Here is an 11192-nt window from a genome sequence, read left to right as displayed (position 1 = left end):
CATCAGTATTTTGTCTCAGAAAAAGGCCTCCATCTATTTGGCAATCATCCCGACCATCCGGATTCCAAAGAGGATCAGATCCTTATCCATACCTTTGATTTTTCTGATTAGTCTAGTGATCACTCCCTCCTGTACCCAGCGGAAAGAATCGATACAGAAGTTTGCTGAGTTTTACAATTTACATTTGGAAGATTATAAACAATTAGTCTTTGTCCCAAATGACGGCTGCGGTGCCTGTATCAAAGAGGGTAAGGAATACATCACAACTCATATTCATGACCCGAAAATTCTGCATATCTACGTATCCAGATTTCATAGTGATTTAGCCTCATTTAAAGAGAAACCTAATTTTTTGCTAGACAAACAAATGAAGGCCTTGGATTTTGGAATAGTAAGCACAGGAGCGGTGGTTTATGAGGTGGAGCTTGACTCCTTATTTCTTATGCTTCCCAACCCAAATCAAAACTGATGGCTAGGTTTCCTCCTTTTGCCAATTAACTAATCTATATCTTCACAAAATTCTCGCACAATCTCCAAAGTCCTTTCCTTCTGTTCAATCATCCCCATGTGGCCTGTGCCTTCGAGTTCCACATAATCGGTAAAGGCTGTTTTCTGCTGACGGCTAGCTTCAATTTTGACCGCCCCGTCTTCCGTACCGGCAATCATGAGCTTGGGACCTTGAAAGTTGTTCAGAACTTCGAATCGATCCTTGCGGTCCCGCATGGCTTCGGTAAAGGCGATCAATCCCTCCAAGGTAGATTGCCTTGCCTGTTGGGTGGCCTTTTCGATTTCATCGGCAAATTCTTCCCAGTGTTTCTCCGAAAAAAGTGGGGGTACAAATGAACTGACAAACTTCTCTGCACCAAACTTCTTCAAAAACTGAATCGTGCGATTTCGCATTTCTTTTTTCTCGGCATCATCGGCAAATGCCGTCGAGTGAAAAAGCCCTATTCCCTTGATTTTACTGCCCATCAATTCCAATAGTGCCAAGGCTACATATCCTCCTAAAGAATGACCGATAATCATGGGGTCTTGGATTGAATGCTCTTCCATCCATTCCTCCAGCATCACTGCCGTTTCTTCCAGAGAGATTTGCGGCTTTGATAATGGACTCTTTCCAAAACCCGGTAAATCCGGACAAAGTACACGAAAACTTTGCGATAATTCTTCGGCAAAATCCTCCCACATGGCTCCGACCTCGCAAAATCCATGGATTAAAACCACGGCCTGACCGGAGCCCTTTTCAAAAAAATGAATGGAAGACATGAATTTAGTTGATTTTTAGCACCTCAGTCATGCTTCGCACTGCCTTGGCGATTCCCTCCGGATCAAATCCACAAAGGCGATGCAGTTCGATTTGCTCACCATGCTCGATCACCTCGTCCGGAATACCCAAACGCTTCACCTGAGCTTGATAGCCATGATCCACCATAAATTCCAATACGGCCGAACCAAAACCACCCATTAGACAACCGTCCTCTATGGTGATGACTTTTTTGAATTTGCCAAAGATCTCGTGAAGCAGTTCCTCATCCAAAGGCTTAACAAATCGCATATCGTAATGCGCAGGATTTAACCCTTCTTTGTCAAGACTCTGACAAGCCTCAATGGCATAGTTGCCGATATGTCCTAGAGTCAGAAGGGCTATTTCCTCCCCTTCTCTCACGATTCGACCCTGACCTGTTGGGATGGACTGAAATTCCGTTTTCCACTCCGGCATGACTCCATTTCCTCTCGGATATCGGATAGAATAAGGACCTCCATGCTGAATAGAGGAATACATCATATTGCGTAGTTCTTCCTCATTCATCGGTGCTGCTACGACTAGATTGGGCACACACCGGAAATAAGCCAAATCATAAGCACCGTGGTGAGTCGGTCCGTCTGCACCAGCAAATCCAGCCCGGTCAAGACAGAAGACTACGGGTAGATTTTGCAAACAGACATCATGAATCACCTGATCATAAGCCCGCTGCATAAAAGTGGAATAAATATTACAGAAGGGAATCAGTCCCTGCGTAGCCAAACCGGCCGAGAAAGTCACAGCATGCTGTTCGGCTATCCCCACATCAAATGCACGATCAGGCATTTCCCTCATCATGATATTCAGGGAAGAACCTGATGGCATCGCAGGCGTCACGCCCATGATTCGGGAATCTGCTTTTGCAAGTTCTACTATCGTATGGCCAAAGACATCCTGATATTTGGGAGCTTGTGGTTTACTTGGTGTTTTTTTATAGATTTCTCCTGTGACTTTGTCAAACGTGCCCGGTGCATGCCAAGTGGTATGATTTCCTTTTTCGGCAGGCTCGTAGCCTTTTCCTTTGACCGTGACACAATGCAAGATTTTGGGCCCCGGAATATCTTTCAAATCATGAAGGATTTCCACTAAATGGTTGACATCATGTCCATCAACCGGACCGAAGTAGCGCAGATTTAAGGATTCAAAAAGATTGCTTTGCTTCAGTACAGCCGACTTGATCGCTCCCTCTACTTTAGAAATAACTTCCTGAGCCGAACTACCAAATTTGCTGAACTTTCCCAACATTTTCCAGACCTCATCTTTGACTTTGTTATAAGTGTGTGAGGTAGTGATATCTGTCAGATAATCTTTCAAAGCTCCCACATTGGGGTCGATAGCCATGCAGTTGTCATTGAGAATGATCAATAGGTTGGAATCACTGACTCCTGCATGATTCATGGCTTCAAATGCCATTCCTCCTGTCATCGAACCATCTCCAATCACCGCCACATGCTGAATATGAGAGTTTTTATATTTTGAAGCCACAGCCATACCCAAGGCGGCTGAGATGGATGTACTCGAGTGCCCCACTCCAAATGTATCGTATTCGCTTTCTTTTCTTTTCGGAAAACCTGAAATCCCGCCGAAAATCCGGTTGGTATGAAATTGTTTTTTTCTGCCTGTCAAAATTTTGTGTCCATAAGCCTGATGACCCACGTCCCAGACGAGTTGGTCTTCTGGAGTATTCAGTACATAATGTAGCGCAACAGTAAGCTCTACTACGCCCAAACTGGCGCCAAAATGCCCTCCATATACAGAAACATTATCCACGATAAAATTGCGCAGCTCGTCGCAAATCTGTACTAGTTTATCCTTGGGGAACTTTTTAAGATCCTCAGGGCTGTTTATTTGGGCTAATAATTCTCCGGGTTGAATCAACATGAACGCTTCTACGATTTGTGGTCAGAAAAGATAAACTTACCAAAGAATTGTTTGTTTTTTAGTTAGCATAGCAACTAAGTACAATCCCCCGAATCTCTGACCTGAAATCCAATTATTTCTAGTAATTGAATATCTTTGACAATAAGGTGGCAAAATTAACCATTAATTTAGATATCCATTGAGTTTCGAAATCAAATTACCGCTATTTGAGGGTCCTTTTGACCTCATGCTCTTTTTTATAGAGCGTGACGAACTCGATATTTATGATATTCCTATCTCCAAGATTACCAACGATTTCCTGGATTACCTCCATCATTTGGAGCAGATGGAGATCGAGGTGGCCAGTGAATTTATCCTCTTTGCAGCTACTCTGATGAAGATCAAATCCCGTATGCTACTCCCCAGGCCTGAACTCAACGAGCAGGGAGAAGAAGTCGATCCAAGAGAGGAGTTGATCAGAAATTTATTAGAGTATAAAAAATACAAATCCGTGGTGGCAGAATTGGCAAACCTAGAGGAAAGTCGTCTTGCCAAAGAGAAAAGAGGTAATATTGCTGCCGAACTGAAAGCCCTGAGTAAAATAGATGATGTAGATGCTGAGCTCCAGGATTTGGATCTTTACAAGCTGTTGAAGGTCTTTCAGAAATGCATGGCCAAGATGGCCGCTCGGACTGAGGAAACAAAACATACCGTAATTCAGTATCCGTATACGATTGAGCAACAAAAAGACTTTGTGTTGGAAAAAATAAGTTTCAGAGAGAAAGTACCATTTACCGATTTTATCAGTTATAAACCAGACAAAATTTTTGTCATCTATACCTTTTTGGCAATTTTAGAATTGCTTCAGTTGTCCCTTGTGACCATCATCATAGGTGATGGTTATAATAATTTTTGGGTAGAGAAGACCGAGCCGATTGAGGCAGCCTAATATGAAGCTTGACAACAAGAAAATTTTCAAAACATTAAATCCAAACAAGGTTTGGGTGCCGGTATTGATCGGTCTTGGGATAGTTTTTGGTATGTTTTACTTCGATCCCAGCGTCAATGCCAGTACTCTAAAAGGGGTATTTGATGCATCGGCTCCCTACATTCTATTGGCGATCTTGGTCATCCTATTTCGGGATTTGGGCTACATCTACCGGATTCGGGAGATTACACAGCGGGAACTCACTTGGACCCGGGCGATCTATGTGATTATCCTTTGGGAATTTGCCTCGGCGGTGACGCCTTCGGTGGTTGGAGGGACGGCAGTCGCTATATTCATTTTAAACAAAGAAGGTATTAAGCTAGGCCGGGCTATTTCTTTTGTAATGGTGACAGCCATTTTGGATAATTTATTTTTTGTAATAGGAGCGCCGTTTATCTTATTCTTTGCAAAAGGAAATATTTTCCCGGATAGTAAGGTACTGGAGAGTCAGTTGGAAAACAGCCTTCAAGTGGTCTTTTGGATAAGTTATGCGCTTTATGCTACCTACAGTTTGATCATGACATTGGCGCTTTTCTACAGACCTCGGGTTTTCAAATGGATTTTGATCAAGCTATTCTCGATCAAATGGCTACGAAAATGGAAGCACGATGCCCAAGAATACGGCAACCAAATCATCGAAGCCTCCCGTGAACTGACTGGTAAAAGTTGGAAGTATTGGACACCGATTATCCTAGCCACCATCTTTATTTGGAGTTCACGCTATCTGATGCTCAATGCCTTGATATCGGCTTACATTCCTTTGACGCTAGACAATCATGTGATTGTTTTTGCGCGTCAAGTAATCATGTGGATTGTGATGATGATCTCTCCTACTCCGGGTAGTTCAGGGACTGCGGAGTTTTTCTTTGGGCAGTTTTTCACACAGTTTCTCGGTGGATACACCTTTGTTACGAGTATTTTATGGAGATTGCTTTCCTATTATCCTTACCTGATTTTAGGGGCGATTTTCCTTCCGAGATGGATTCGTCAGGTTTTCTTTAAGAAAAAAAGCAACACCCAGATCGATGATTCAAACCCTTCATCCTGATCAAATCGCAGCAATTACCTCAGGTACAATTTCCTTGGGGAAAACTCCTGTCGAAATAAAAAGAATCAGCATTGACTCCAGGCAGGTGATCGATCCTGCTCATACACTTTTTGTAGCCCTGGTGGGGGCAAAAATTGATGGAGCTAAATTCATCCCACAGTTGATCAAAGAAGGGTTGACTTGTTTTTTAGTTTCCGAAAATTACGCCGGGACTAATGCTGAAGTGACTTGGATACGAGTGGCAGACACCCGTCAGGCCTTGCAGCAAGTGGCGGCCTTCCAAAGGTCACTTTTTCAAAAACCGCTGATAGGCATCACCGGATCCAATGGCAAGACCATCGTTAAAGAGTGGCTGGGTCAAATCTTAGCTGAGCACTATTCAGTAGCCAAAAGTCCCAAAAGTTACAATTCCCAAGTGGGAGTGCCGCTTTCGGTTTTTGGGATGGAGTCCTATCACCAAGTGGCGGTGATGGAGGTAGGCATTTCCAAAGCAGGAGAAATGAAAGCCTTGGAAAAAATTCTGAAGCCTCAATTGGGTATATTTACCAATATCGGAGCAGCGCATGATGAGGGCTTTCCAAGCAGGAAGGAAAAAATCAGAGAAAAACTTCAGCTATTTCAGGATTCAGAATTTTTGATTTATTGTAGAGATCAGTTGGAGCTTACCGAAGAGATTCAGTCTTGGATTCCTTTGGAAAAGCAAATCGCCTGGTCAGACCGAGCGGGAGCGGATTTTACCCGGTCACTAAAAGTACAGGACCAAGGTGCCCGGATCATTTTGATGAAAGCTGATCTGAGTACCTTTACTTTTTTCACGCAATTTGCTGATCGGGCATCCTTAGAAAACATCACCCATGCCATCGTGGGGGCCCTGACTTTAGGGATGCCGGCAGACTTGATACAGCAGGGGCTTACTCACCTCAAGCCTATCGAGATGCGGCTAAGTCTCAAGGCAGGAATAAACGACTGTATGCTCATCGATGATACCTACAGCAATGACCTGGAGGGGCTTCGTATCGCGCTGGACTTCATGAAACTGCAGCGCAAAAAGCGTCGGAAGATTTTAATACTCTCTGATCTCCTTCAGCAGGGTCCTTCGGAGCATTGGGCTCCTGAAGTACTGCGCTTGATTCAGGCGCATGAGATTGATTTGGTAATCGGTGTGGGTAGGGAATTGACCGTAATAGGAGAGCATCTGGATGATAAAGCCCAATTCTTCGAAACCACTGATTCCCTGCTCAATTGGCTGAAGCCGGAGTTTTTTCATCAGGATTTGATCTTGGTCACAGGAGCGAGGGCTTTTGGTTTCGAATCGGTCATCAACCTGTTACAGCAGCGAATACATGGGACTGTTTTAGAAATCAATCTGAATGCCCTCACCCATAATTTCAATTTTTTCAAAAAGCGGCTGAACCCACAAACCAAAGTAATGGTCATGGTCAAGGCTTTTGCCTATGGAGGCGGAGCGGTGGAAATTGCCAATCATTTGCAAAGCATGGGCGTGGATTACCTGGCTGTGGCCTATACCGACGAAGGAGTGACTTTGCGTCAGCATGGCATTCAGCTCCCGATTATGGTATTGAATCCACTCGAAGAGTCCTTCCATTTTTTGAGGCAGTTTGATTTGGAGCCAGTGGTCTTTAGCCTGGATTTTTTCCAAAAGCTCAACCTATGGGCCGCCGAGCAACATGCATTATTGAAAATCCATCTGGATTTTGACACAGGAATGCATCGACTCGGATTTGAGGAGGAGGATATGAAAGCTTTGCGCGAGCAAATTATTGCAAGCAAAAATCTGGAACTAGCCTCGATTTATACCCATTTAGTAGGCGCGGATGAGCAGATTCATGAGGAGTTTTCCCGAGAACAGCTGGAAAAATTTCAACAAATGAAAGATATTCTGCTCCAAGGATTAGATAAAAAGCCCCTGATTCATGCCCTGAATTCCGGTGGAATAATCCGATTTCCTGAATTTCAGTGGGACATGGTGAGGCTGGGTATAGGACTATACGGTGTGGAGGTGACAGGGGGATTTGACGCGGAGCTTCAGTCTGTTAGTACCTTAAAGACGACTGTGTCTCAAGTAAAAACTTTAATGCCCGGAGAGACGGTCGGTTATTCACGCAAGGGTCTGATGGAAAATGGTGGAAAAATAGCCACTTTGCCAATTGGCTATGCGGACGGCTTTGATAGACGATTTAGCAATGGCAAAGGCTATGTGCTGATTCAGGGAAAAAAAGCAGCGGTCGTAGGCAATGTATGTATGGATATGGTCATGGTAGACGTGAGTGGTATGGAAGTAAAAGCCGGGGATGAGGCTATCGTGTATGGGGAGGAAATCTCTCTAAAAGCACTAGCAGAAAACATCGGCACCATTCCTTACGAATTGCTCACCAATATCAGCAGCAGGGTAAAGCGCGTCTATTATTTAGATTGATTCATTCTCAAGGTAATTTTTTCTAAATTCCGAAATGAATCTGAGTAAAAAACGCCTAGCACATATTGTTTTCGAGTCCAATGATTTTGCATCCAAAACCTTTGACCTGATCATATTGGTGATGATTTGTGGGTCTGTCTTGGTGGAAGTTTTGGATTCAGTGTCGGAATTGCATGTCAGATATAATATTCTTTTTTACAGCTTGGAGCTGATTTTTACCTTTTTGTTTACCCTAGAGTATATTCTCCGCATCTGGCTTTCAACTAGAAAGAAGAAGTATATTTTTAGCTTTTTCGGAATTATAGATTTATTGGCGATTTTACCTGTTTATTTAAGTTTTTTCTTGGTCAACACCCACTTTTTGATCGTAGTGAGGGCATTCCGCCTGCTTCGCATTATTCGTATTTTAAAACTGGGTAGATATTTATCTGAGGCAGATTTTTTACTCTCTTCCGTCAAAGCAAGTGTTACGAAAATTCAACTTTTTCTCTTTGCTGTACTGACGATCGTTTTAACCATGGGTACGCTTATGTATATGATCGAAGGCCCTGAATCAGGCTTTACGTCCATTCCTAGGGGAATGTATTGGGCGATTGTCACCTTAACCACAGTAGGCTATGGAGATATTGCTCCGTCTACCCCTTTTGGACAGTTTGTGGCATCGTTGATTATGCTTTTGGGTTATGCCATCATTGCAGTACCTACGGGTATTGTGAGTTCGGAGATGGCTAAAAGAAGATCTCCTGAGCATCATGTGAGTACAAGGACCTGTACCCACTGCGGTAAGGATGGACTGGATCCATCTGACCATTATTGTCGGGAATGCGGCGGGCCCTTGGATTAGATTAAATAGAGTGTATCAAAAGTCTTAATGAACACAATGGATGCAATTATTGCTCTCAGGAATAAAAAGTAGACGGTTGATATTGATTTCATTGCCGCAGCGCAGGCATTTACCAAAGTCAGATAAGCCCAATTTCCCCAGCCAATTTCTCAAGCCTTTCAGTTTGGTTTCGTTTTTCTTGAGCTGGGTCTCATTGATTGAGCGATTGTTGATAAATTCCATCCTTGAGACTCGTCCGATGGCCGAGTCCAAAGCTTGAGGCTTGGTATGTTCTTTTAAGACCAGTATTTCTTCTTCGATTTCTGTGATTTTGCTTAAGATCTTTTCTTTGATTTCCTTTTCAGAATGAGTGTCCATAGTTAGTAAAGTGGTTTCTTCATTTTGAAATAAACTCCCATTTCCATTGAAATCAGAAAAAGCTCAAATTTTTTTAAAGTCTGAAATCGATTGCGAGTTCAGATAGAGCTGATTCTCAATGCATCACATCCTGATTCCGATCAGCCCTGCCTGCAATATATTCTTTGGCAAGCATATTTTTATTACCTTTGTATCGCAATGAAATTCTTTATGCTAGCTATCGGGCCACATTAATTTTTGTTTACTCACTGAGTAGTCTCAGGAGATCCTCTCCTGAATTGGCATTTTTGCACCCCTTTATTACGATTTATCATTACACATTTCCCACTATTCCATGAAGAAATATTTCAATTTATTTGACTTCAGTCAGCGCGTAGATTACAAAACCGAAGTCCTTTCCGGCTTGACCGTGGCTTTGGCCCTGATCCCTGAAGCTGTCGCTTTTGCGCTAATTGCAGGGCTTTCTCCTTTGACTGGCTTATACGCCGCTTTTGTGATGGGTTTGGTGACATCCATTTTGGGTGGTAGGCCTGGGATGATTTCAGGTGCCACCGGTGCCATTGCCGTGGTTATTGTGACTTTGGCGGCTACTCATGGGGTGGAATATGTGTTTGCAGCGGTAGTTTTATCAGGGTTGATTCAGATTTTGGCAGGCTCGCTTCGATTGGGAAAATTGATCCGACTCGTGCCCCATCCCGTAATTTTTGGTTTTGTTAATGGATTGGCGATCATCATTTTCATGTCTCAACTGGATCAGTTTAAGGGCACAGACGGGAATTGGTTGACAGGAACGCCACTCTACATTTTGTTGGGTTTGGTACTTTTGACCATGTTGATTATTTGGGGATTGCCCAAGCTCACTAAGGCGGTTCCGGCCTCTTTAACGGCTATTGTGGTCGTTTTTGGATTGGTACTTGCTTTGGGAATTGACACCAAGACAGTGGGTGATATTGCCAGCATTAAGGGCGGGTTTCCTCCTTTCCACATCCCGGCGATACCCTTTAATCTAGAGTCACTACAGATTATTTTTCCTTATGCGGCGATCATGGCAGGAGTAGGGTTGATCGAGTCGCTTTTGACCTTGAATATTGTCGATGAGATCACCGAGACTCGCGGTCGAAGTAATAAAGAAGCGGTAGCACAGGGTGTGGCGAATGTGGCTTCGGGCTTTTTCTCCGGAATGGGAGGCTGTGCGATGATCGGGCAGAGTTTGATCAATGTATCTTCGGGAGCGAGAGCGAGACTTTCGGGAATTGTGGCGGCTGTGATGTTGCTGGTATTTATTGTTTTTGGTTCCAGCTTGATTGAGCGGGTTCCGATGGCTGCTTTGACCGGGCTGATGATCATGGTTGCGATTGGGACTTTTGAGTGGGCCAGTTTTCGCACTATCACAAAGATGCCAAAGAAGGATATTTTCCTGATGTTTTTGGTGACAGCGATTACCGCTGTATTGCACAACTTGGCCTTGGCCGTATTGATCGGGGTGATTTTGGCAGCCTTGTTTTTCGCCTGGGACAATGCCAAGCGCATCCGTGCCCGTAAGCATATCGACGAAAATGGGGTAAAACACTATGAAATGTACGGCCCCCTTTTCTTTGCTTCGGTGGCGGCTTTCAATGACAAGTTTGATGTCTTGAATGATCCTGAGGAGATCGTAATTGATTTTGCTGAAAGTCGGGTAGTGGATATGTCGGCGATCGAGGCCCTAAACAAAATCACGGAGCGCTATTTGAAAGTTGGGAAAAAGGTTCATCTGAAGCATTTGAGTCCGGATTGCCGCCGATTACTAGCCAAAGCAGATCAGATTATCGATGTGAATATCATGGAGGATCCAACCTATAAGGTGCTGAATGATGAGTTTGCTTAATTGGGGCTTCGACTCCGCTCAGCCTGACTTCAACTCCCTACCCTCCGGGAGGCGGGAAGGTGCTTAGCCTGAACGGATTGGTTTATTTGTGATTTTGATTTGTTACCCAATTACAAATTGGTTTGGATATTAGGGTGATTTACAAATTTCACCCAGTGGCGCTCAGCTGAGTTGAGCTAGGTGAAGGTACTATCTTTCTAAACAAGAGTTTTCTGAAAATTTTTACCTTTACAATACCGGAGAGGAAGCATACAGTGATCGTTCACTTGGATGTTTACCTTGTGTAGTGCCGACTCGATCGGCACTACTTTTTTCAGCTTTTGCAAAGCTGACCGGAGAGGGAAGCTCCAGTTCCTGTTCTTTGGATGTTTGTGGTTGATAGTTCTGGTTAAACGGCGTGTTGGTTTTCCATAATGCGTAGATGGTGGTTAGGAGTTTCTTTTGGACAGCTACATAGCTTTTCATCTTTAGTCCATGCTTTTCAAAGG

Annotated in this window: 9 protein-coding genes and 1 pseudogene; 6 read left to right on the top strand and 4 right to left on the bottom strand. The window is 43.8% G+C overall.

Going from position 1 to position 11192, the window contains the following annotated elements:
• Window positions 1-469, top strand: a 469-nt coding sequence (locus BLQ57_RS21290) for a hypothetical protein (protein ID WP_175444686.1), incomplete at its 5' end; no start/stop codon positions are given.
• A 29-nt stretch (window positions 470-498) separates the two neighbouring features.
• On the opposite strand, the gene BLQ57_RS20000 is transcribed toward BLQ57_RS21290, so the two are convergent.
• Complete coding sequence (locus BLQ57_RS20000) at window positions 499-1266, bottom strand: alpha/beta fold hydrolase (protein ID WP_087941355.1); 768 nt, start codon at window positions 1264-1266, stop codon at window positions 499-501.
• Window positions 1267-1270: 4 nt separating this feature from the next.
• Window positions 1271-3184, bottom strand: coding sequence for a 1-deoxy-D-xylulose-5-phosphate synthase (gene dxs, locus BLQ57_RS19995; RefSeq protein WP_087941354.1), 1914 nt, complete (start codon window positions 3182-3184; stop codon window positions 1271-1273).
• A 178-nt stretch (window positions 3185-3362) separates the two neighbouring features.
• Here dxs and BLQ57_RS19990 point away from each other — a divergent pair, with 178 nt between their 5' ends.
• Genes BLQ57_RS19990 through BLQ57_RS19975 form a run of 4 tightly spaced genes read left to right on the top strand, consistent with a single transcriptional unit; the run spans window position 3363 to window position 8480 of the window.
• On the top strand, window positions 3363-4112 hold the full coding sequence (locus tag BLQ57_RS19990; RefSeq protein WP_087941353.1) for a segregation and condensation protein A: 750 nt from the start codon (window positions 3363-3365) through the stop codon (window positions 4110-4112).
• Between the two features lies 1 nt (window position 4113).
• Window positions 4114-5199: a lysylphosphatidylglycerol synthase transmembrane domain-containing protein gene (locus BLQ57_RS19985; protein ID WP_087941352.1), complete on the top strand. Its 1086-nt coding sequence runs from the start codon at window positions 4114-4116 to the stop codon at window positions 5197-5199.
• The gene (locus tag BLQ57_RS19980; protein WP_087941351.1) at window positions 5177-7636 is read left to right on the top strand and encodes a bifunctional UDP-N-acetylmuramoyl-tripeptide:D-alanyl-D-alanine ligase/alanine racemase; all 2460 of its coding nucleotides are present in this window, start codon (window positions 5177-5179) and stop codon (window positions 7634-7636) included. The genes BLQ57_RS19985 and BLQ57_RS19980 overlap by 23 nt, the downstream gene beginning before the upstream one ends.
• 34 nt (window positions 7637-7670) lie before the next feature.
• On the top strand, window positions 7671-8480 hold the full coding sequence (locus tag BLQ57_RS19975) for an ion transporter (RefSeq protein WP_087941350.1): 810 nt from the start codon (window positions 7671-7673) through the stop codon (window positions 8478-8480).
• A gap of 24 nt (window positions 8481-8504) precedes the next feature.
• On the opposite strand, the gene BLQ57_RS19970 is transcribed toward BLQ57_RS19975, so the two are convergent.
• Window positions 8505-8837, bottom strand: coding sequence for a TraR/DksA family transcriptional regulator (locus tag BLQ57_RS19970; protein ID WP_087941349.1), 333 nt, complete (start codon window positions 8835-8837; stop codon window positions 8505-8507).
• Window positions 8838-9171: 334 nt separating this feature from the next.
• Here BLQ57_RS19970 and BLQ57_RS19965 point away from each other — a divergent pair, with 334 nt between their 5' ends.
• Complete coding sequence (locus BLQ57_RS19965) at window positions 9172-10704, top strand: SulP family inorganic anion transporter (protein WP_087941348.1); 1533 nt, start codon at window positions 9172-9174, stop codon at window positions 10702-10704.
• A 228-nt stretch (window positions 10705-10932) separates the two neighbouring features.
• On the opposite strand, the pseudogene BLQ57_RS21285 reads toward BLQ57_RS19965, so the two are convergent.
• Window positions 10933-11192 (bottom strand): annotated as a pseudogene (locus tag BLQ57_RS21285) (hypothetical protein); the annotation flags it as partial.

It is taken from the genome of Algoriphagus faecimaris (assembly GCF_900101705.1).
GTDB classification, from domain to species: domain Bacteria; phylum Bacteroidota; class Bacteroidia; order Cytophagales; family Cyclobacteriaceae; genus Algoriphagus; species Algoriphagus faecimaris.
This window is presented reverse-complemented; position numbering and strand designations above follow the sequence as displayed.